Source organism: Chitinophaga flava, from assembly GCF_003308995.1.
Lineage (GTDB): Bacteria > Bacteroidota > Bacteroidia > Chitinophagales > Chitinophagaceae > Chitinophaga > Chitinophaga flava.
The window spans coordinates 2,294,764-2,317,232 of record NZ_QFFJ01000001.1 but is presented as its reverse complement, the minus strand read 5'-3'; the positions used below and the strand labels follow the sequence as shown (position 1 = coordinate 2,317,232).

Genomic DNA, 22,469 nt, shown 5'->3' with positions numbered 1-22,469 from the left:
GCAGGCTGGCCATATTTATGGCCAGCCTTTTTTATATCATCGGTTAAACACGGGTAGTGTCCCGTGTTTTGGTGTAAGTGGCTTTGTTGTCTTTTATCCTGAAGCGGAATGCATCTTGCCGGATATTGAAAGTGATGACAGTGTCTTTCCCATTGATCGTGAGATAAGGCGTAGGCAACACTTTCTCTGTGGTATCAAAAGCCCGGATATAATTGATCAGCCGTTTCTCATTTTGTTGAATGCTGATAGTCTGAAGAGCTTCAGTTGTATTGACAAACGATACGGTAATGCCTGATAAAGCAAAGGTAGCATTACTGCTGTCAGGATGCCCGCCACTCAGTTTGAAGGCTGTCGGCTTGGCCACCCTGGATGACATAATACCTTTACTGTTGCTCTGCTGGCTGCCGGCCTCAGTAGCAGGATTACAGGCTACAAAGGATAGTATGGAAAAAGATATGAGGATAATAGCTCTATTCACGGTACACGGTTTATTTCGGTATAAAGCTATTGAATTTTTTGTCTTCATAGGGTACGTTTTAATACATAGGATTTGCTGGTATCCTCCAGAATGGCACTGGAAATAATATAATATTGATCAGCTTTTTTGAAGATTTTGAATAAGGGCGTATTTATTTGTTTATAGAGCTGGAAGCCACGGGTGTCATAAGCATAGTAACCTGTAAGCGTATCATTTTTCTCTGAAAGAGAACACATGTTGCTAAATGCATACTGTATGCCGTTGGCAGTAAACAGGCAGCTATCACTGTTGATGTTGAGCTCATAAAAGGTACCAACTTGCATGTCATTCATGATTTCATCTCTCGATGTGCTGAGTTCATAATGTCCTTGCCACATAGATAAATTATTAAAGCCAGATATTGGGTTGCATCCATTAATGAAAAATCCCAAAATGACTTTCGAGAAAATTTGTTCAAGTATTTTTTGCATATTGATTGTTTTTATCAGGGTTAATAATTGGGTATTGATTAAGTTCTTTTATCAATTGCAGCGGGTCTATTCTTTGATCCAATCCTCTTCCTACCTTGTCACTGACACGAATTTCAAAATGTAAATGCTCCTGTTCTGTTCTCATATGAATAGCATTTCCGGTTTTTCCGGTGTAGCCAATAATACTGCCTGCTTTTACATTAATTCCTGGTTCATAAAGGGGTTTGTCTTTCAGGTGAGCATAAAAAAAGTAATAACTTTCATTGTCATATTCGCCATTAAGTATAACAACATATCCATAAGAGTCTGAATAATAGGACTCCGTAATAACTCCATCAACACAGGCGTAAATAGGGGATCCAATAGGAGCATAAAAATCCAGTCCCTGGTGTTTTCCGCTTTTTCTTTCAGGGATATATCCATACTTGCTTCTTTCCGGAGCCCAGCAATCATACCATCCCCTCAGCTGTAGGTGGTCTGTCGGATGGTGCCATTGAGATTGATGAGTTGATTGTTCATTAAGGTGTAGAGGGCAATTAACTGAACATTCGTTTTTGTAATTTAATCCTTCAGTATATTTTTTGTGAATAATAATGCTGACTTCTTTTTTGGTTATAATGGTATCGTTATTAAAGTCAAGTCCTTGATTTTTTTCATACCATTGTTTTCCCATTCTTTCATCTAGCGCTTCACTAAATACCACATATTGCTCGCTTTTGCCTGTTCCTTCTGGTTTTAAGATGGTCATATAAAAGTCTTCCAGTGTATTTAATTTTCCTTTGAATTCCAGCAGGTAGAAATAGACGTACTTCAGTTGTTCTTCTGCAGTCATCCGGACGAGTTTTCTTTTGGAAACATCCAGTTTCCATCGACTGTTTAGATGATCAATACCCGTTCCTGTAAACTGCACTAACCCTACCGCATGTTTCCCCAATTGTTTATCCGTAATGGCTTCAGGTGCTGGCGTATTCGCCGGCCGGTATCCGCTGAGCAGATGTGGGAGGAAGGATCCACCAGTTTCGAAGGCCATACAGGTCATCAGGTGGTTAGGATCGGCTTGAAGTTTTTGGGCAATATTGATGACTTTCTTCCTGAAGGCACAGCTTACCCTGCTGCCCCAAACAAGAGATTCACAAGACTGCTGACGACGTATGGAAACCCGTTCTATGACTGTGCTGGCACTGGCTTTTAGGGGATCTTTTAGTTTTATGCATTCGGCGGGATACACTAAAATTTTCGGGGTGTATACAGCATTAAATCCCGGCAATTTTATCAATGCATAGATCAGCGAGTAGTGCTGAAGGGTGTTGAGTGGTACTTTCAGGAAGACAGTTCCTTTTTTATCTACAGTACATTGACAGCGGTGTAAAACGGTATGCTGAGTGAGCTGTGGCTGCAATGCTGTAATAGGGTATAGTGTAAGAGGACGTTGCAGGTGGTGGGGGCTCTGCAGGCGTAATAAGGTGATGTCGAGGACAGTATTGTTAAGATTGATGGCATATATTTTTAAAGCTATTTCCCGATGATGATCAGTAACAAAATAGGTGCGTTGCTCTTGCATATCGGTGAAATAGGCTTTCACGATCTGTTGTTTTTCGGTGATCAACAGATGTTCTGTATAGTTACCAGGAAAGGTACGGTCACTATGTAAAAGAGGAAAGGCGGTTGTTTTGATCTGAAAGTAGAGATAGGCTTCCCGGCCGTTCCATGTTTGAGGAATTTTTTGTTGGAGGCTTTTATGGGTGTCTAGTTGGTAATATACTTTTTTACTGGCAGGCAGCTGTAAGGTCTCTGCTAAAACGAGGATCGTTCGTAAAGTTTGTCTGGCATATATTTCCAGCTGTACCCTTTGTGTTTCCAGTCCGGTATGTTCAAAATAAAGGCCGATTTCCTGGTCGTACCCAGCCTGACGGATCACCTGTCCGTCAGCATCAATCCACTTACCGCTATGTACCATCGCTGTTTTTACGGTGAACTGCAGTTTTGCTTCCTGGTGTATATCGTACAGATAGGCATACAGTATATAATTCCCACTTAATGTAAAATGATGACGGAAGTCCTGTAAGCCTTGACAGTGGATGTTTTCCGGACCTTCCAGTTTCCAGTGCAATTTATTTTTCTCAGGAAGGTTCATCTCCGGAAATACCATCTGCTGAATATGAAAAATGATAGTGGAACCGGTGATGGTAGGCTGATCTGTATGGATGGATTGAATCCGGTTGTAGCAGACCGTAATAGACTGCTGCCAGGTTTGTTGCGGAGTGATGGCCTGTATTACATAGCTGCCGGGCTGTACAAAGGTCTGTTGAATACTGTTCGTGGATGTTGTTGCAAGGGGGCTACTGTTGCTTTTTTCATCGGTTTGTATCCAGTTTATGGGATGGTCTGTTGGGTTGGTATGGAGGGTGAAGGTGACAGTTTCTCCTGGTCTGCAAAGCGTATGTGTGCTGCTAAGGCCGGATGGTACTACTTCAATCGTTTGGGATAACATGGTTTCAGATGTTGCTCCACCAAACACTCGCAGGGTAAACTGACCATGTATCTGGAAGCGGTATGTGAAACGGATGTTTCCATGCAACGTATTTTCCTGATGGCCTTGTTCATCTTCCAGCACCCAATGCAGGAGGCTGATATCTTCCGGTGTGGGTGGCTGGGTAAACTGTACTTCCCAGGAACCTTCTGTTGTTACCGTATCCGGGCCGGAAAGGCTTACAATGGTGTTGGAACGTGTTTCCGGAAGATCAGACGACGGGACCGGAGGTATTGTGGTAGTGTTGTCTGATGATGGTAAGCTGTCTGGTTCAAACTGGCTGTGATGGCTGCTGTCGCCGGGCAGCTGTCCATGTGTCAGTATATGTATTTGCCCTCCTTTAGCAATACAGGTGGCGGTTGCATTGTCTGGCAGGGGATAGGCCCCATTGGCCAGCTGTATACGCTGCTGGGAGACAGGAATACGCCATAATAGTGCCGCTGTGCAGGGTAGCGGTGGGCTGGTGGCCAGGCAACTGCCGAAATTCAGGGCACGCTGATCATTTTCATGACTGGTCACTATCAGCCTCGAAGTTCCGATGCCATGAATATAATATCGCTGATGTGAAATGACTTTAATCGGTATGGGCGCTGCTGCTTTGTCGCAGCTACAGAGGGCGCCTTCGCAAACCAGGTGCCGGGCCGGGGTTGTGGGGGTAACAGATTGTTCGGTCATATCAGGACAGTTTTATTTTTTCCACACTGTTAATAGCAATTGTCCCCGACGATACCAGTGTCAGGTCTTCCTTGATACTATTGAGCAGGATACTCTCTGCCTGTTCTTCCAGTCTGCGCGAGGTGCGCGTAAAACTTTCCTGCGCCTGTTGTATGATGTGGGTAGATAATATGGTTGTATGGTTACCTGCATAAAGACTAAAGTTTTCTCCGGCTCCCTGGGTGATGTTTTCTCCTGCATGAAGATCGAGCTGTTCGCTGGCTTCTATGCTGATCTGCCGCGCTTTAAGATGCAAATGCCCGGGAGAGGTGATAGTGATATTACCATGATGGGTATCCAACTGAATAATATTACCGTTGTGGTCGTGTATCTGCAGCTGTTCTGCTCCCTGGCTGTCATCCATCTGTATGGTGTGCCCGCTGCGCGTTTTGATAATTTTGATATTGTTGTCGGGATCACTGAATTTCGTATTGGCTTTACCGTTATAGACGGTTCCGGTGGCAAACGGAAGTTCCGGATCTCCTCCTTCAAAGTCGACCCATACTTCTTCCCCTTTTTCGGGTATAAAATAAAAACCTTTGCCGGCGCCACTATGCGGGGTTATCAGCCTTATCCAGGGTGAACTGCCCTGCTGCTGCCAGTGATGCCGGATGCGGATGCGTCCCATTCCTTCCGGATCATGGTTGTCGGTTACAATGGCGCTCTGTGCTTCGCAGTAGGGGGGAATGCCATTATAACCGGAGGGAATACAGCTGTCGCTGGGAGTGCTGGTGAACTGGTTATAGTACGCGCCATCTCCCTGGCAGTGATGGATAAGATGTGTGACGGTGAAGGTTCCTTCCAGGTCCTGCGTGGGGATTGACTCTGCTGCCTGTATAATGTCGCCGATACGGATACCGGGGTTTTCACTACAGCCGGTTAGCTGTACACTGGTTGATTGTTGTCGTCTTTCGTGTAGCCTTGCCTGTGTTAATAAATCTGTTATAACGCATGTCCGTTTTTCTGTACCGCCCTGCTGATAAATTTGCCGGCTGGCTTGTTGCGTAATGCTCGTGAGGGGATGGGTGCCGGCATTGCGGGCGGCAGGTACATCATGACTAATGCTGCTACCCTGATGATAATCATAACTGATGAAGCAGCGGTTGTTCGAAACCAGTTGCAGCCGGATATCAAAGTTCACTAGTTCGGCAGGATGCTGCAAGGTGATTTTTGCCGGAGCATAGGAGCCGAAAACCATCTGCTGGCCATTATAGAAGAACCATTCACCGAAGCGTGCCGCCAGCCGCTGCAGAAAAATAAAATTACTTTCCTTGTACTGCACCAGATAGGGATGGGATGTCGTGTTACCAGGAGCTATCAGAGAATGGCTATAAGGCGCCAGTGGTTTTAAACAATGCCGGGCGATATCTGCCAGTGTCTGGACTTCATATACCTGCAGCTGTGGCTCCCCGTCGAGTACGATGCCCGGGTCTGTTCCTTTCAGTACACAGAAACCCTGTGAAGTATCACCTTCTTTACCGGTATGGATTGCAGTGATCAGCCCTTTGAAATGCAGGGCTTTTAGATGAGGTAAAGTATCGGCAGGGGCAATATGAATACAGATCTCTTTGCCCAGGAGGTCTTTCCCGCTGCCCGGAATATCATCTGACTGAACAACCAGCCATTCCTGGTTAATATATAATTCAAACGTATGATGTCCGTCTATACGCTGATCGATGGTCAGCTCCCGGAAGTGGAAAAAAGTTTTCCCGTCAACAGATATACTGGTTAATGTATTTAAGGGCATAAACAATAAAATTTATTGGGTTAACAGTGAAGTATATACGAATATCGCTTAGGGCCACGGATTCCGGTATACAGACTGATTCAGCAACAGCTCACGGGCTGAAAGCTTCATCTTCACCTGCATAGGATGTGCTCCGCTGGCATTAAAATATTCGGTGTACCTGACGCAATACGCATCGGAGAACCGTAATTCTTTCATCCGCGACAAGGCATCACGCCGTAAAAAAGTAATCACACCGCTTTTAGTGCTGGTATTGGAAATCATCCAGTCAAAAAGCCGGGTGCTCCCGTTAGACTCGATAATAATAATAACGGTTCCCCCGCGAGGCTTGTGGGAGGGCTTGCCGCTATGGTCTGTAGGCTGTGAAAAGGTAAAATGACATTCCAGTACATTCATTTCTTCCCCTTCCAGCAGCATGGTTGCTTTAAAAGACATATAGTTGCTGGTTTATTTGTTAATAAACAACAAGTATATAAGATGAAGGCTGGTGGAGAATTGGATATGGTTTTTTGAGTGAATTGAAGCAGCTGTGTTAACAAAATTTCATCACAAAAAACTGGTTACCGCCGCTTATCCTGAAGTTACAAATATTCTCTTTACAAGATTAATTTCACCTATGTTTTTTTTCAGCTCATGGTTAAAGATTTGCCATTTATATAATTTTGTGTTCGGAATTTTAGTGGAATTCGTAGCTTCGTCCTGCTTTTAGATAGTGTGATTGATTGTCCTGCCCGAATGGCTAAGCAGTTTTCCCTCTTTATTTATTATTTGGTTTTGCAGAGTAAAATTTTTCTGACCACCATTGGTTCAGATTTTGGTTGAAAAAGAAAGGGGCTGTTTTTACAGCCCCATACTATTTTCAACAATATTTTATTTTAGTTTTTCTCCGGATGATGATGTGCCTGTGCTGGCAGGGACGCTGTATCCTCATCATAATAAACAAAGAAATACAGGTAAATAACCCTTGAAATGCGCATCAGCCATGGCTGTATCAATACCAGCAAAACTCCGTTTATACCCAACCATATAAATATACTATTGTCTCTCCAGCTGATACCAAAAAAAACGGCAAACCAGATAAGATTGAATACACTGAATGCCACGGAAAGTGCATAACTCACATAACCCGTCCCAAACCAGAATCCCGTTTCCAGTTCAAACTTCTGATCACATACCGGACAATTGTCGTACATGTTGAAGATCTTCGAAAACTTGACATGAAAAGGATTTTTGTCTTTATACATATCTCCTCTCCGGCATTTGGGACATTTCATCGTTAACAGGCTGACGAAATAATTTGGGCGTTTGTGTTCCATAGTTTTTACACTGATTCGGTGCAAAAATAAGTTTTTTAATTCACTAGACGGTTTCCAGCTTGCGTTCGCCTATCTGCTGGCGCCACATGGCATAATACAAACCTTTCTCTTTCAGCAATTCCTCATGTCTGCCCGTTTCCACAATACGGCCTTTTTCCAGTACATAGATACGGTCGGCATGCATAATGGTGCTCAACCGGTGCGCAATCATCACTGTAATATGCTGTTTGCTGGCGGTTACCTGTCTTACTGTTTTGGTGATCTCCTCTTCTGTGATGGAATCCAGCGCTGAAGTAGCTTCATCAAATACCATCAGCCTTGGCTTACGCAGCAATGCTCTGGCTATAGACAACCGCTGTTTTTCTCCTCCGGAGATTTTAATACCTCCTTCGCCAATAACAGTCTCCAGTCCTTTGTCAGCCCTTGCCAGCAAAGAATAACAGGAGGCTTTGTTCAATGCTTCCATGACCTCCGCATCAGAAGCTCCCGGATTCACAAACAACAAATTTTCCCGGATAGTGCCGGCAAACAGCTGCGTGTCCTGCGTTACAAAGCCTACCTGGTGCCGCAGATCTTCCATGTCTGCTTCATTGGCATCTACACCGTTGTAAAGGATATGACCTTCATTAGGTTTATAGAGACCTACCAACAGTTTTACCAGCGTGGTTTTACCGGAACCGGAAGGACCTACGAAGGCTACGGTCTCGCCTACACTCACTGCAAAGTTCACCTGGTCCAGCGCCTTGGTGGCCGCTGTCAGATGTTTGAAACCTACATGACGGAAAGTGAGCTCGTCAATGTGGTTGATTTTTATTGGGTGGGCCGGTGTCTCTTCTACCGGCGTGCTCAAAATGCTCTGGAAATTCAGCAGCGATACCTGTGCTTCCCTGTAGTTCAGGATAATATTTCCCAACTCCTGTAAAGGACCGAAAATAAAGAAGGAATACAGCTGCAGCGTCATCAGCTGGCCAATGCTCACATAATCACGATAGATGTAAAACAACAGCAGAAACAGAATACTCTGACGCATCAGGTTCACAAAGGTACCCTGTACAAAGCTGATACTGCGGATACTGCGTACTTTCTTGAGTTCCAGCATCAATATTTTGATAGTGGTGGAATTCAGCCTTCTGATCTCCTGTTGCGTAAGGCCAAGGCTCTTTACTAACTCTATATTCCGCAGCGATTCGGTAGTAGAACCAGCCAGCGCTGTGGTTTCCTTCACGATCGTTTTCTGGATCACCTTTATTTTCCGGCTGAGCAAACTCATGAGTATGGTAAGCAATATGCAGCCTGTCAGATATACCAGTGGCAGTGTCCAGTGTACTGTGGCTGCATATATCATCACAAACACCACTCCGATCATGGAAACAAACAATACGTTTACAAAGGAAGTGATGAACTTTTCGCAGTCTGTCCGCACCTTCTGCAGAATCGCCAGTGTTTCACCGCTACGCTGGTCCTCAAACTGCTGATAAGGCAGTCTTAGAGAGTGTTTTAACCCATCGGTATACACCTGTGCGCCAAATTTCTGCACAATTACGTTTACGGCATAATCCTGGAATGCCTTGGCAATCCTGGATACCATCGCTACCCCGATAGCAGCGCCAACGAGCAACAATACGCCTGTCAGATATTGCCCCTCCGGCCTGAATATAGTGCCACCTTTTAGGGTACTATGCGGATGTGAAGCAAACCGGTCAATTATCCAACCAAAAATCATCGGATCCAGCAAAGAAAAAAGCTGGTTAACACTCGCCAGTACCATCGCCAATACAACGAGCCATTTATATCTCTTTAAATAATGCAACAATAATTTCATATATCGATTTTTCTCGGAGCACAAAGTTACTGCATGTTGTAACATATTATGGGTAATGTTAAGGTCATTTTTTGACCAAAAATCGTTAACTTAATAGTAGTTCTTTGTTAGGCAAAGGTGATAATCGATTACCTGATTAAATCTCCACATATGAAGACGTATGATGAAAAACATATCAAAAACATCGTACTGTTAGGCGCACCCAAAAGCGGCAAAACTACCCTCTCCGAAACAATGTTGTTTGAAGCCGGTATTATCAACAAGCGCGGAACAGTAGAAGAGAAAAACACTATCTCGGACTACCACGAAATAGAACACGAGCGCGGCAACTCTGTCTATGCCACTGCACTGCACACCGAATGGAAAGACTACAAAATCAACATCATTGATACCCCTGGCCTGGAAGATTTTATAGGAGAAGTGATCTCCGCCATCCGCGTGTGCGATACTGCTGTGCTCCTGCTTAACGCTCAGTATGGCGTGGAAGTAGGCACAGAACTGATCTGGGATTATGTAGACAAATACCGAAAGCCTACCATCCTGGCAGTCAACCAGCTCGATACCGAACAGGCCAACTTCAATAAAACAGTTGAAGACGCCACCCGCATCCTCGGTAATGCAGTCACTATCATGCAGTACCCCGTCAATCAGGGACACGGCTTCAATGCCATTATCGACCTGCTCAAAATGACCCTTTACCGCTTCCCGGAAGATGGTGGCAAACCCGAAAAACTCCCTATCCCCGATAGCGAAAAGGAAAGGGCCGAAGCCTTGCACAATGCTCTCGTGGAAAAAGCAGCAGAAAACGATGATACCCTCATGGAACAATACTTTGAAAAGGGCAGCCTCGACGAGGACGAACTGCGCCAGGGTATCAAAATAGGCATGCTCAAACATCAGATTTTCCCGGTATTCTGCCTCTCTGCAAAAAATGATATGGGCAGCGGACGCCTCATGGGCTTCATCGACAATGTAGCCCCCTCCGCGTCCGAAATGCCGCCGGAAATCACCATCGATGGTAAAGAGATTCCCTGCGACCCGGCCGGTCCTCCCTGCCTCTTCATTTTCAAAACCCTGCAGGAACCCCATATCGGCCGCCTCTCCTTCTTTAAAGTGGTCTCCGGGGAAATAAAACCAGGGATGGAGCTCGTCAATGAAGAGGCTAACACCACCGAGCGTATCAGCCAGCTGTTTATCGCCGACGGAAAAAACCGCAACAACGTTGATTCCCTCAAAGCCGGCGACATTGGCTGCACCCTCAAACTGAAAAATACCTACACCAACCACACCCTCTCTGAGAAAAACCTGGCCGCACAAATAGACCCTATACAGTTCCCCACTCCTAAAGTACGCGTGGCCATCGAAGCCAAAAACAAAAGCGACGATGAAAAAATGAGCGAAGTACTCGCCGAAATCCACATGGAAGATCCCACCCTGCTGGTGGAATTCAACCGGGAACTGAAACAGGTGATCCTGCACGGTCAGGGAGATTTGCACCTGCTGGTCACCAAATGGCGACTGGAAAATATCTACAAAATGCAGGTAGCCTACCTGCCCGCCAAAATACCCTATCGCGAAACAATCCGTAAGCCGGCACTGGCATCTTATCGCCATAAAAAGCAGTCCGGCGGCGCCGGCCAGTTTGGGGAAGTGTATATGAAAATAGAACCCTGGTATGAAGGAATGCCCCCGCTGAAGGAATATCCCGTCAGAGAAACTGAAGAAGTGCCACTACAGTGGGGCGGTAAACTGGTGTTCAACAACTGTATCGTAGGCGGCGCAATAGATAACCGCTTCCTGCCTTCCATCCTTAAAGGAGTGATGGAGAAAATGCAGGAAGGACCACTTACCGGCTCCTATGTGCGTGATATAAGGGTAAGTGTCTATGATGGAAAAATGCACCCGGTAGACAGTAACGATATCTCTTTTAAGATCGCCGGTATGATGGCCTTCAGAGAAGCCTTCCACCAGGCTGCGCCTCAGCTGCTCGAACCCGTGTTCGACATCGAAGCCACCGCTCCCGATGCCATGATGGGCGATATTATGAGTGAACTGCAAAGCCGCAGAAGCGTAATAACGGGAATGGATACACTGAATGGCTATCAGGTCATCAAAGCCCGTACGCCACAGGCTGAGCTGGACAAGCTGTTTGCCGCCCTGCGCAACGTTACCCAGGGAAAGGCCAAGGTTCATTCTTCCTTCGCGGAATATGCACCTGTCCCACCCGAAATACAGAAAAAACTAAGCGAAGAATACCAGAAAGAAGAAGTTGTTTAACTCATAACCCATAATTCGTAATTTTTTTCAGTTGCCCCATCCTTCCCGGTCCAGGCTTCTGTATTGAATAGCTTCCGCCATATGCGGTACTTCCACGCTTTCACTGCGGGCGAGGTCGGCGATGGTACGGCTTACTTTTAATATGCGGTCATAGGCCCTGGCCGACAGCTTTAATCGGCGGATGGCATCCTTCAGCAGCTGGTTGCAGTTGTCGTTGATGGTGCAGTGTGCTCTCAGCTGCTGGCTGTTGACCTGTGCATTGCAGAAAATACCGGGATAGGCTGCATAACGCCGCGCCTGTAGCGTCCGCGCTGCTATCACACGCTCACGGATATACGTACTTTTTTCTTCTTCCCTGTTTTCTGTCAGGGCGCTGAAAGACACCGGCGTCACCTCTACATGTAGGTCTATACGGTCCAGCAGCGGACCTGATACCCTGTTGAGGTATTTTTGCACCATCCCTGGTGAACAACTGCATTCTTTTTCCGGATGGTTGAAATAACCGCAAGGGCAGGGATTCATGGAAGCCAGCAACATAAAACCCGCGGGAAAGTCAATGGCAGAACGGGCGCGGGAGATGGTCACCCGCCGCTCTTCCAGTGGCTGACGCATCACCTCCAGCACTTTGCGCTTAAATTCAGGCAGCTCGTCGAGAAACAATACACCATGATGTGCCAGCGAGATCTCGCCAGGTTGCGGGACACTGCCGCCGCCCACCAGCGCAGTATCACTGATGGTATGGTGCGGCGACCGGAACGGCCGCTTCGATATCAGCGAAGCATGACCAGGCAGTTTCCCGGCTACAGAATGAATCTTGGTGGTCTCCAGCGCTTCCTGCAGGGTGAGCGGCGGCAAGATCGTGGCCAGCCGCTGTGCAAGCATGGTTTTGCCCGCTCCCGGCGGACCTATCAGGATCGCATTATGTCCTCCGGCTGCAGCTATTTCCAGCGCCCGCTTGATATTATGCTGCCCTTTTACATCGCTGAAATCCACATCAAAAAGAGATTGCCCTACACTAAAATGCTCCTGCGCGGAAACATGCACCGGTGTAAGACTGTCTGGTTGCCGGAAAAACTGCAGTACCTCCGAAAGATGAGATACACCATACACTTCAAGGTGCTCCACCATGGCTGCTTCCCGGGCATTGACGGCCGGCAGCACAAAGCCGCTGAAACCCTCCTGCTGCGCTTGTATGGCCATAGATAACGCTCCTCTGATAGGCAGCACTGTGCCATCCAGCGATAACTCTCCCATCAGCAGATAACGGGCAAAAGATCCGGCAGGTATCTTACCTGAAGCCCCCAGTATGCCTACTGCAATCGGCAGATCATAGGCTGCACCGGCCTTACGGATATCGGCAGGGGCCATATTCACCACCGTTCTTGTCCTGGGCATCTTAAAGCCCAGGTGACTAATGGCCGACTCAATACGCCGCTCACTCTCCTTTACTGCACTGTCTGGCAGTCCTACCATGTAAAATCTGTTTCCTTGTGAAGATACGTTCACCTCTATGGTGATAGTGATGGCATTGACGCCATAGATGGCGCTGCCGAAGGTTTTAACAATCATATGGTTTTGGGTTAACAGCTACTAATATAATGTGTTCATACAAAGCGGCCAAAGTATAACGGTTTTCTACCGCCCGGAAAAGGTCTTTCACCGAGCTTTTGGGTTGATTAACCTAGGGCAGATTGTCCGGCGTGGTACCTCAGAATAATTTTACAACATGAAAACTAACACCGTTCTGATCTCCGGTGCCAGTATTGCGGGCCCGGCACTGGCCTACTGGCTTACTAAATATGGATATGATGTTACTATTGTTGAACGTTCTCCTACTATCCGGCCTGGTGGTCATGCTGTAGACTTTCGGGGCGCAGTGATGCCCATATTGAAGGAAATGGGTATTTGGGAAGAACTGCTTAAATATGAAACCAGGTCCGGGAAAATCACGCTGGTAGATAAGAACAATAAGAAGGTAGCCCGTTTCCCGGATGGATTTACCAGTGGTGAACTGGAAATCATGCGGGGCGACCTGGTAAAGATAATGTACGAAACAACCCGTCATCAGGTAAATTATATCTTCAACGACACCATCACCGCGCTTATACAGGATGAGGAAGGTGTGAATGTCACTTTCAAAAACAGTAAACCCGCCCGCTATGATTTTGTATTCGGCGCCGACGGTCTGCATTCTCAGGTAAGGTCTATTGCTTTTGGAGAAGAAAACAGTTTTTCATCCCATATGGGAGTATATATCGCCATCTTTACTATACCCAACTTCATGAACCTGGGTATGGACGGATTGTATTACGGCACACTGGGCAAACGGGTGGGTGTTTTCGGGTCCAAACAAGGTACGGAAGCAAAAGCTTCATTCTATTTCTGCGCTGACCGTTTTCATTACGATTACAGAGATATCGATCAGCAAAAGCAGATCATCAGAAAAAACTTTTCCGGAGAAGAATGGCAGGTACCACGTCTGTTAGAATTGATGGATACATCTTCTGATTTTTATTTTGATTCCATCAGCCAGATTAAAATGGATAACTGGTCACGAGGCCGTGTTGCGCTCATTGGCGATGCAGCTCACTGCGCCTCTCCAATGTCGGGAATGGGTACTTCTATGGCTTTTATCGGCGCTTATATCCTGGCAGGAGAGCTGAGGGCAAACAACGGTAACTATCAGCAAGCCTTTGCTAACTATGAAACAGCGATGCAGGGCTTTGTAAAACGTTGCCAGGAGCTGGCTGAAGGGCTTGATTGGTTTGTGCCCAAAACAAAATTTAAGCACTGGATGAGCCAGCAATTTTGGAAGATATTACCTTATACTCCCTGGAAAAATATGATGATAGAGATGCCCTCAAAGATTGCTAATTCTATTTCCCTCAAAACATATCATTAGCCCAGGACTTTTAGCCCAGGACTTCAGTCCTGGGCCCTTAATTAATTAATCTGATTCAACAGGTCGAGTACTTTCTCCCGCTTCAGGATCAGATAACCGATTTTTTCTTTGGCAATACCATCTTTCAAAAGATAGGTAAAGTGCAGGTTATCATCAATCACTTCTGATTCAAAATATTTAAACAATATCCTTTGTTCCTGTTGCAGTTCATCCGCAATCTCATACAGGTGAGTGGATAAGATAAACAGACAGTTGGAACTGCGCAGCAGTCCCCGGATAACGGCCAGGGAACAGTTTTTCGCGTCTTCCACATTGGTCCCTTTAAACATCTCATCAATCAGTACCAGCCAGTTTTTACCGTTGTTAATTTGCAGGATGGTATTTTTGATACGTTGTACTTCGCTGTAGAAATAACTCTCTCCTTTGAAGATATTGTCCTGTACTTGTATATTACTGAAGATGCCATGGAAAAAGCTGAGTTCCATTTCTTTGGCAGGTACGCCCATGCCTATATGAGCCATGAATACGGCAATACCTACTGCCCGGATGAAAGTGGTTTTGCCGGCCATGTTGGCGCCGGTGAGAAACAAAAAGTGATTTTGTTCATCCAGGGTGATATCATAGGCTACCGGTTCCTGCAGGATAATATGATACAGCTGCCTGGCTTTGATAGCCGGTCGCGGATTGTTGGTGAAAGCAGGAAACCCGAGCTTATAATGTTTGATGGCTTTGGCCATAGCATAAAAGGCGTCCAGCTGATGATAAAGGGTCACCAGTTCCTCTACTACTTTTTTATGTCTCTTCCTGATATAATTGTCATACCGGAGAATTTCCACATAATTCAGGTTCCCCGCAGCCTCTGTTTCCAGGATATCGCTGAAATCCTTTTTATGTAGCAGTTGCTGTGCCCTGTCCAGTAATACCTTTAATACTTTCGGCGTCTGATCTGAATTAAATACATCCACAAAGGTGCGGAATCCGCGGAGCAGGTTCACCAGCTGGGTAAAGGAAAACTTGATATACCCGAAATCCGGCGCGTACAGGGTTTTATTGATGATGGCCTGGAGCCGTAATGGTAGTCCTTCCGTGTTGGAGATGGGCTCAATCTGGGCTTCCAGGTAGTTGTCCACCACTACAATGGTACCGTTGGAAATAGTGGATGGCCAGTTGTTTTCCAGGTCCAGAATATATTGCAGGGCTTTTTGCCGGTTCTGGATGGCGGTGATGTCCTGTAAGGGTGAGCTGAAAAGCTGGCGCAAATAGTCTCTTCCGCCTGCAGTGGTAGTAAAATCGAGCCGGTGAAATAAGGAGTATTCTTCGTCCCTGTTGAAGATTGACAGGTCATAATAGGATGTTTTGTCCAGCTGCATGCGACATCTTTTTGGTGAATATATAGGGAAGATGCTGGGATCAGGATTTTCCACATGGATTTTCCCACTTGATTACTTAAATATTTGGATATTTATTTCAGTGAAACACAGGCTTCAGGAAATAAATATCCAAATAAAGTAATTCTAAAATAATCAAATCTCCTGATTACTACCGTTCAAAACGGAGCCGCTGTCCTTTTACAGACTCATCAAACTGACCATTTGCATAGGCCAGGTGCCCGCTTACAAACGTGTGGGTGATGGCTGCCGGGAAGACATGGTTTTCAAACGGGCTCCATCCGCATTTATAGTAGATATTTTCTTTGGCTACAGGCGTTTTATCGTTCATGTCCACGATCACACAGTCGGCGTAATAGCCTTCTCTGATGAAGCCTCTGTCTTTTATCCGGAAGCAGATGGCCGGTGCATGGCTCATTTTTTCCACTACTTTTTCGATGCTGATAGTACCCTTTTTTACGTACTCGAGCATCAGCAGCAGACTGTGTTGTACCAGCGGAACACCTGATGGTGCCTGGAGATAAGGCTGTTGTTTTTCTGCCCAGGTATGAGGAGCGTGGTCGGTGGCGATAATATCCAGCCGGTCGTCCAGGAGGCCCTGCCAGAGGGCAGCTTTATGCTCCGGTGCTTTGATGGCCGGGTTGCATTTGATCAGGTTGCTGTACAGTTTATAATCATCGGCTGTAAAGTGCAGGTGATGTACACATACTTCCGCAGTAATACGTTTTTGTTCCAGCGGCATCATGTTGGTAAACAGTTGCAGTTCCTTGGCAGTAGATATGTGGAGGATATGCAGACGTGCATCATGTTTTTTTGCAAACTGCACAGCTGTCCAGGATGATTCGAAGCAGGCTTCCACGCTGCGGATCAGCGGATGGTCAGCGGCAGTAAGGCGATCGCCTTTTTCCTGCTGGAAAGCCTCCATATTGCTGCGGATGATCTTCTCATCTTCACAGTGTGTGGCAATCAGCAGTTCTGTGCCGGAAAAGATTTTCTCCAGGGTGAGATAATTGTCCACCAGCATGTTACCGGTAGAAGAACCCATGAATACTTTCACACCGCATACACGGTCTTTTTTCTCATTGGTTTTCAGCACCTCTTCCACATTGTCGTTAGACACGCCCATAAAAAAGGAGTAATTAGCCAGGGAATGTTGCTGGCCGATGGCATACTTATCTTCCAGTAACTCCTGGGTGAGGGCAGCGGGTTTGGTGTTGGGCATTTCCATGAAGGTGGTAGTACCGCCGGCAACGGCAGCGCGTGCTTCTGTATAGATAGTAGCCTTTTCGGTCAGTCCCGGTTCGCGGAAGTGTACCTGATCATCTATCACGCCGGGCAACAGGTATTTACCTTCTCCGTTGATTTCCTGGTAGTTGCCGCTGACAGTGAGATTGGGCCCCGTCTTTTCTATACGGCTGTCTTTGATCCATACATCCTGTACTGTAGTCTTGCCTTCGTTGACTACAGCTATGTTCCTGATGAGATAGTTTTGCATGGTTACAAAGATAGCTCAAGTGCGGGTTCACGCAAAGCGGTAAAGATTTTCTGACATTGATATCACTTATCCTTCCAGATGTATGGAGAATACGATCATACGGGACTGCAGCTTTTCAATGACATTAGCATAGCGCAGGTTGGGATCTTTTACCAACACGTTGCCAAAGCCGTTACTGATTTTAAATTCAGGGGAGAAGATGAAGCTTTCGAAGTAAAATTCGAAGCCGGCGCCGGCCTCATAACCATAATCGCTCTTTTGGATTTTGATCAGGTTTTCTGCGCGGCGGGCGCGTGCATTGGAGGCCAGGTCATAATCGTATTTCAGGCCGCCGATCACGTATACACGCATATTACCGATGCGGTCCGACTTGAATTTAAGTTGCAACGGAAAGCTCAGCAGGATAGATTCGATCTTTTTATCGCTGTCTGTAGGTTTGGGATAGGTATCCCGGTAATACAGGTTCTTGGACGCAAAAAGCAGCTGTGGATTAAACCGGAGGTCAAAATGCTCCGACAGGCGGGCATTGGCCAGTAATCCCAGGTTAAACCCCATCGTTTTCAGGGGCTCTGCCACCATAATAGAGTCTGTTGCCAGAAAGGCAGGAGAATGGGCGAGCTTGAAAAACGACTGGTTGGCGGCCAGTGTTATGCCGAAATAATAGGGTTTTGCATCATGGTCTATCATATTCAGGTTGGTTTGTGCTGATGCCGGCAGCACAAACAGGATCAACAGGGATATCAGCGCGTAGCGCAGTAGATAGAACATATGCCGAATGTGAGCGTTTTGCATGTAACGGCCTGGAATCCTGTGTTATGTAATATGGTTCGCATTTCTTCGCCCTGCGGGAACGCTTTCACGGATTCTGGCAGATAACTGTAGGCCGCTTTGCTTTTGGCCACAAATTTCCCGATCAGAGGTACGATAAGACGAAAGTACGAATTATATAATTGTTTAATAGGAAAAACTGTAGGGTTCGAAAATTCGAGGATCACAAGTTTTCCACCTGGTTTCAGTACCCGGCGCATTTCAGACAACCCTTTTTCCAGGTTTTCGAAATTACGTACACCGAAGGCTACCGTTATGGCATCAAACGTCTGGTCCGGGAAACTTATTGTTTCACTATCGCCCAACTGCAGGGTGATTTTATTGTCCAGTCCCAGTTTTTTTATTTTTTCCCGTCCATGGGCCAGCATACCTTCGGAGATATCGATGCCGGTAATGCTTTCGGGGTGCAGCTTTTTCTCGGCCATGACAGCAAAATCACCGGTACCGGTGGCCACGTCCAGCATCTTTTTCGGTTGCAGGCTCTTTAAATAGGAAAGTGCTTTTTTACGCCAGATGATGTCTATACCGAGCGACATAAAATGGTTAAGAAAGTCATAACGGTAAGCAATATCATCGAACATGGAGGCTATCTGCTCCTTCTTGCTTAATTTTGATCCTTCAAAGGGAACGATCTTCTGAACATTTGTTTCTGGCGACATGGCCGCAAAGTTAAGTCATCTGAAGGAATGCAAATACGGAAGAAGCGGGATTTTTAATGGAACAAAGTATATCATATGGTTATTAAGTCAGCAGAATATCTTATCAGTAGCCCCGATTGGGAGCAATGCCCCACTCCCAACATGGCAGAATACGCTTTTATCGGCCGTTCCAACGTGGGAAAGTCTTCACTGATCAATGTGCTGGCCAACAATGAAAAGCTGGCCAAAACTTCCGGCACACCCGGAAAAACAGTGTTGATCAACCACTTCCTCATCAATAAAGAATGGTATCTGGTGGATTTGCCCGGATACGGTTTTGCCAAAAGAAGTATGTCCCAACGCAAACAATGGGAGAAGATGATCGAAAACTATCTGCAGAAACGGTCCAACCTGGTAAATGTTTTTGTGCTGATAGACAGCCGTCACAGCCCGCAGAAGCTGGATATCGACTTTGTCAATCAACTGGGAGAATGGAATATTCCTTTCAGTATTGTATTCACAAAAGCCGATAAAAGCACACAGGCGGAAGTAAGCCGCAACGTAAAAACATTCCTCCAGAAAATGCGGGAAACCTGGGAGTTTCTGCCACCTCACTTCGTGACATCTACCGTTAAAAAAACAGGGCGCGACGCCATCCTGGGATATATTGAAGAAATGAATGCTCAGTTCAGGGCTATTGCCTGACCTGTCAAAAGCAGATTGGAGAAGCCTGACGTTTATACGAAAACGTTAGGCTTTTTTATGTACGCATAGAATCGGCTGTCTCTGAAAGGAGATAGCTGTCAAACGAGTGCAGTAAACGGCTGTTGGTAGCAGGGAAACGGTTAGGTAAGGGGGAGGAAATCACCTGACGTGCGGAACACATCAAAAATCTGAGAGAGGTACAATATCATTAACAGGTGCGTGGGCCTTACTAGTTCACTATTTTGTTAGCACAGCTGCTGCTGGCGAAGGCTTCAGGCTTGGCTTTAAAAGCGAAGCCCATACCAAGAATATAACCCATGGCTTCACGCAGGGCCAGGTTACTTTTGAACTGAGGATTGGTATTGATATCGGCATGTACTTCCATATCTACATCATATTCGGTAAACAGGTCGCACAGTTCATAGGCGATTTCAATACTTTTGGCCACTTCCACCAGCATACGTTCCTTGATGGAATAGCAGTCCTTGGTTCTTTCATTGTGGATAAACATAAATCCGCCATGACCTTCCCGGAGGAAAACAATCACAGTGGCAAACTCAGTATCCAGTCCTTTTACCTGAGAATCGGTGCCAATGCACACTTTCAGGCGAAATCCCCGGGCAGTCTCCCGGATAATGGCATCCCGCACTTCTTCCTTTATAGGAAGGTGGATTGCCTCTCCATTAAATCTTCTCCATTGCATAAAATATATATTAAAGGGTGAACATGCAAATGTTTCAGATATGAATATTGCCAGCCAAAAGAAGTAGTGCCAAGCTATTTGGGTCAACAAGATGGAATCTTTTCCATTGGGGTTACACGGCTAATATATAATTATCGAATATACGAAAAAGCTGTTAGTTTTTTGGCTAACAGCTATGAATAAAAATTTTTCAGGAAGAAAAACCGAAAGCGCATTAAAACTGTCCGGTGCTCAACAGCACGAGGGTACAGGCTTCCAGCGGTTGTATATTGTTTTTTCGGGCCAGTTCTTCCAGTTCCTCGTTTTCGGCGCCGGGATTAAAAATAATCCGTCGCGGCCGCAACTGCAGGATATAATCATAGTATTCTTTCTGTAAACCGGGGTTGAGGTACATCGTTACGGTATCAACATGTTCCAGCGGTGGATGGTCTGTAACAATGGGAATATCACCAATGACAGCAGACTTTTTACCGATCGCTACTACCGGATGGCCTTTGTCGGTCAGCCTGTTAACAGCCATATTGCTATATCGTTCCGGATTGGGCGAGGCTCCCAGTACCACAGTGAGTTTCTTATCGTTGATGGTTTCCATTTAACTAAGATACGAATTTCAGAACAAGTGATAAGCGCTTCGGGGCATATGGGCCAGGATGTCGGGGAAAGCCTTCTCCAGTGTCGGGTATTGGAAGGAAAACCCTTCCCGCAGGGCTTTTGCAGGCAATACCCACCTGCTTTTGAGCAGCAGCTCTGTTTCCGTGCCTATAAGGGCCGCACCAATGGCCAGCAATGGAGCTGGCGCCGGTAACCCGAAGAGGCGGCCGGCACTTTTCCGGAGCAACCGCATAAAGGTTTTGTTGGGAACAGGATTAGGTGCCGTACAATTGTAAACACCACTGGCCTGATCATGTTGGTACAACCAGTCAATCATACGGCATACATCCACAATATGCACCCAGGTAAACATCTGCCGGCCATTGCCCTGATGCCCGCCCAGACCGAATTTCACCAGATTGAGATAAGGTTGCATGACACCGCCCGGCTGCCATCCTAAGGTAACGCCTATACGAAGAATTACTTTACGTGTATGCGGCAACGTTATTGCATCAAAAGCGGCTTCCCATTGTTTGCATACCTGCACAGAAAAATCATTTTCGATCTCTCCGTTATACTCATCCATAGGGCGGTCTTCGGCATGGCGGTATATGGTAGCGCTGGCAGCATTGATCCAGAGTTTTGGCGGCTGTGTCAGCGTTCGGAGAACCTCTCCGAGTATAGTGGTGGCATGTGTACGGCTATCAAAGATTTCCTGTTTGTTATGGGAATTGTAACGGCAATTCACACTTTTACCGGTCAGGTTGATCAGTAAATCAGCGCCTTCCAGAGCAGCAGCCCAGTCGCCCCTGGTACGGCCATCCCAGGCCAGGTATTGTATGCTGCCCCGTGTATGGGTGATCTCTCCATCTTTCACTGCGGTAACAGCTGTCGCTGGCGGATTACGGGTCAGTATGACTATATCGTTGTCAGTACCAAAGTATTCTGCCAGACTTCGGCCAATAAAACCGCTGCCACCCGCTATAATGATGCGTTTATGTTTCATTGTTTTTGTTTTTAGTATTCAGAATTTTCAGAAAATATTGAAAGATCATGACAAAAAATTTTAGGCTTACTTGATCAGCTTGAGCAGACTGCTATAAAACCAGTTTTCTTCTGACTTAATAAAGGCACTGATAGTTTTGTCAGTTTGTTGGGCAAACTTGTTGATGTTGGAGATAGATTCCTTGAAAGCCTTCAGTTCCCGGTCTTTTGGATCTCCTTCGGCCTGCTGGAGTTGCATTAACACCTTCATGATGGGGTCCAGCTCACGCTTCTTGCGCTCTCTGGCGATATAAGTGGCTACTTTCCAGATGTCTTTTTCTGCTACAAAAAATTCTTTCCTTTCGCCGGGGATCAGTACTCTTTCTACCAGTCCCCAGTTGATCAGCTCCCGCACGTTCATATTGGTATTGCCACGGGAGATGTTCAGCTCAGCCATAATATCATCGGCACTCAGCGGATCAGGCATCACCAGCAGCAACGCGTGGATCTGAGCCATGGTACGGTTAATGCCCCATTGCGCTCCTAAAGATCCCCAGGTTTGAATAAACTGCGCTTTTGCGTCCACTAAATTCATGTAAATGCTGATTTATTTTTCCAAAAATACACCAAGTTTTTGAACTTTCAAAAGGTAATGAAACAAAATCGTAAAAATGGGAGGAGAGGAGATGGCTGAAAGTGAAAAGGAGCAGCCATCTACAAGATGGTCATGCTCAGCGCCATTGCCGGTAGTGATATCTAATGATACTCATATTAGGAGTCGCACGAACGTTGAGGTCACTATTACGCTAGCGGCATTTAATAATACTCCTGTATAGTTGTAGCGTTGGTTCCACCCTGGTACACCATTAAGCCGGCTACAT

The 22,469-nt window shown here is 46.2% G+C and carries 19 protein-coding genes; 3 read left to right on the top strand and 16 right to left on the bottom strand.

What is annotated here, in order from left to right; genetic code table 11:
* Positions 1-43 precede the first annotated feature (43 nt).
* The 7 genes from DF182_RS09260 to DF182_RS09230 form a co-directional block, all read right to left on the bottom strand.
* Positions 44-478 (bottom strand): hypothetical protein, encoded by a 435-nt coding sequence (locus DF182_RS09260; protein ID WP_147243391.1) that lies wholly within the window; start codon positions 476-478, stop codon positions 44-46.
* 44 nt (positions 479-522) lie between these two features.
* Positions 523-948 carry a DUF5991 domain-containing protein gene (locus DF182_RS09255; RefSeq protein WP_113615351.1) on the bottom strand — a complete coding sequence of 142 codons (426 nt, stop codon included), beginning with the start codon at positions 946-948 and terminating at the stop codon, positions 523-525.
* Positions 932-4,153, bottom strand: a complete 3,222-nt coding sequence (locus DF182_RS09250; protein ID WP_113615350.1) for a peptidoglycan DD-metalloendopeptidase family protein — start codon at positions 4,151-4,153, stop codon at positions 932-934. The genes DF182_RS09255 and DF182_RS09250 overlap by 17 nt, the downstream gene beginning before the upstream one ends.
* 1 nt (position 4,154) lies before the next feature.
* Complete coding sequence (locus DF182_RS09245) at positions 4,155-5,939, bottom strand: type VI secretion system Vgr family protein (protein ID WP_113615349.1); 1,785 nt, start codon at positions 5,937-5,939, stop codon at positions 4,155-4,157.
* Between the two features lie 48 nt (positions 5,940-5,987).
* Complete coding sequence (gene tssD / locus DF182_RS09240; RefSeq protein WP_113615348.1) at positions 5,988-6,374, bottom strand: type VI secretion system tube protein TssD; 387 nt, start codon at positions 6,372-6,374, stop codon at positions 5,988-5,990.
* A gap of 440 nt (positions 6,375-6,814) precedes the next feature.
* Positions 6,815-7,255 (bottom strand): DUF983 domain-containing protein, encoded by a 441-nt coding sequence (locus DF182_RS09235; RefSeq protein ID WP_113615347.1) that lies wholly within the window; start codon positions 7,253-7,255, stop codon positions 6,815-6,817.
* Positions 7,256-7,298: 43 nt separating this feature from the next.
* Positions 7,299-9,077, bottom strand: a complete 1,779-nt coding sequence (locus DF182_RS09230) for an ABC transporter ATP-binding protein (protein WP_113615346.1) — start codon at positions 9,075-9,077, stop codon at positions 7,299-7,301.
* A 150-nt stretch (positions 9,078-9,227) separates the two neighbouring features.
* Here DF182_RS09230 and DF182_RS09225 point away from each other — a divergent pair, with 150 nt between their 5' ends.
* Positions 9,228-11,354 carry an elongation factor G gene (locus DF182_RS09225; protein WP_113615345.1) on the top strand — a complete coding sequence of 709 codons (2,127 nt, stop codon included), beginning with the start codon at positions 9,228-9,230 and terminating at the stop codon, positions 11,352-11,354.
* 27 nt (positions 11,355-11,381) lie between these two features.
* Here DF182_RS09225 and DF182_RS09220 read toward each other — a convergent pair whose 3' ends face one another.
* Positions 11,382-12,923, bottom strand: coding sequence for a YifB family Mg chelatase-like AAA ATPase (locus DF182_RS09220; protein WP_113615344.1), 1,542 nt, complete (start codon positions 12,921-12,923; stop codon positions 11,382-11,384).
* Positions 12,924-13,080: 157 nt separating this feature from the next.
* Between DF182_RS09220 and DF182_RS09215 the strand changes: the two genes are divergently transcribed.
* Positions 13,081-14,256: an FAD-dependent monooxygenase gene (locus DF182_RS09215; RefSeq protein ID WP_113615343.1), complete on the top strand. Its 1,176-nt coding sequence runs from the start codon at positions 13,081-13,083 to the stop codon at positions 14,254-14,256.
* Between the two features lie 41 nt (positions 14,257-14,297).
* Here the strand turns inward: DF182_RS09215 and DF182_RS09210 are convergent, their stop codons facing one another.
* The 4 genes from DF182_RS09210 to ubiE all read right to left on the bottom strand — a co-directional run bounded on the left by DF182_RS09210 (position 14,298) and on the right by ubiE (position 18,626).
* Positions 14,298-15,626, bottom strand: a complete 1,329-nt coding sequence (locus DF182_RS09210) for a MutS-related protein (RefSeq protein WP_113615342.1) — start codon at positions 15,624-15,626, stop codon at positions 14,298-14,300.
* A gap of 169 nt (positions 15,627-15,795) precedes the next feature.
* Positions 15,796-17,139: a dihydroorotase gene (locus DF182_RS09205; protein WP_113615341.1), complete on the bottom strand. Its 1,344-nt coding sequence runs from the start codon at positions 17,137-17,139 to the stop codon at positions 15,796-15,798.
* Positions 17,140-17,205: 66 nt separating this feature from the next.
* Entirely contained in the window at positions 17,206-17,907 is a 702-nt protein-coding gene (gene porT / locus DF182_RS09200; protein WP_113615340.1) for a type IX secretion/gliding motility protein PorT/SprT, read from the bottom strand.
* Positions 17,880-18,626: a bifunctional demethylmenaquinone methyltransferase/2-methoxy-6-polyprenyl-1,4-benzoquinol methylase UbiE gene (ubiE, locus tag DF182_RS09195; RefSeq protein WP_113615339.1), complete on the bottom strand. Its 747-nt coding sequence runs from the start codon at positions 18,624-18,626 to the stop codon at positions 17,880-17,882. The genes porT and ubiE overlap by 28 nt, the downstream gene beginning before the upstream one ends.
* A gap of 75 nt (positions 18,627-18,701) precedes the next feature.
* Between ubiE and yihA the strand changes: the two genes are divergently transcribed.
* Complete coding sequence (gene yihA, locus DF182_RS09190; RefSeq protein ID WP_113615338.1) at positions 18,702-19,310, top strand: ribosome biogenesis GTP-binding protein YihA/YsxC; 609 nt, start codon at positions 18,702-18,704, stop codon at positions 19,308-19,310.
* Positions 19,311-19,539: 229 nt separating this feature from the next.
* Here yihA and DF182_RS09185 read toward each other — a convergent pair whose 3' ends face one another.
* The 4 genes from DF182_RS09185 to DF182_RS09170 form a co-directional block, all read right to left on the bottom strand.
* A complete protein-coding gene (locus DF182_RS09185) occupies positions 19,540-20,013 on the bottom strand; it encodes a ribonuclease H-like YkuK family protein (RefSeq protein WP_113615337.1) in 474 nt (157 codons plus the stop codon).
* 214 nt (positions 20,014-20,227) lie between these two features.
* On the bottom strand, positions 20,228-20,605 hold the full coding sequence (locus tag DF182_RS09180) for a CoA-binding protein (protein ID WP_113615336.1): 378 nt from the start codon (positions 20,603-20,605) through the stop codon (positions 20,228-20,230).
* An 18-nt stretch (positions 20,606-20,623) separates the two neighbouring features.
* Positions 20,624-21,610 carry a TIGR01777 family oxidoreductase gene (locus DF182_RS09175; protein ID WP_113615335.1) on the bottom strand — a complete coding sequence of 329 codons (987 nt, stop codon included), beginning with the start codon at positions 21,608-21,610 and terminating at the stop codon, positions 20,624-20,626.
* A gap of 66 nt (positions 21,611-21,676) precedes the next feature.
* Positions 21,677-22,183 carry a GbsR/MarR family transcriptional regulator gene (locus tag DF182_RS09170; RefSeq protein WP_113615334.1) on the bottom strand — a complete coding sequence of 169 codons (507 nt, stop codon included), beginning with the start codon at positions 22,181-22,183 and terminating at the stop codon, positions 21,677-21,679.
* Positions 22,184-22,469 lie beyond the last annotated feature (286 nt).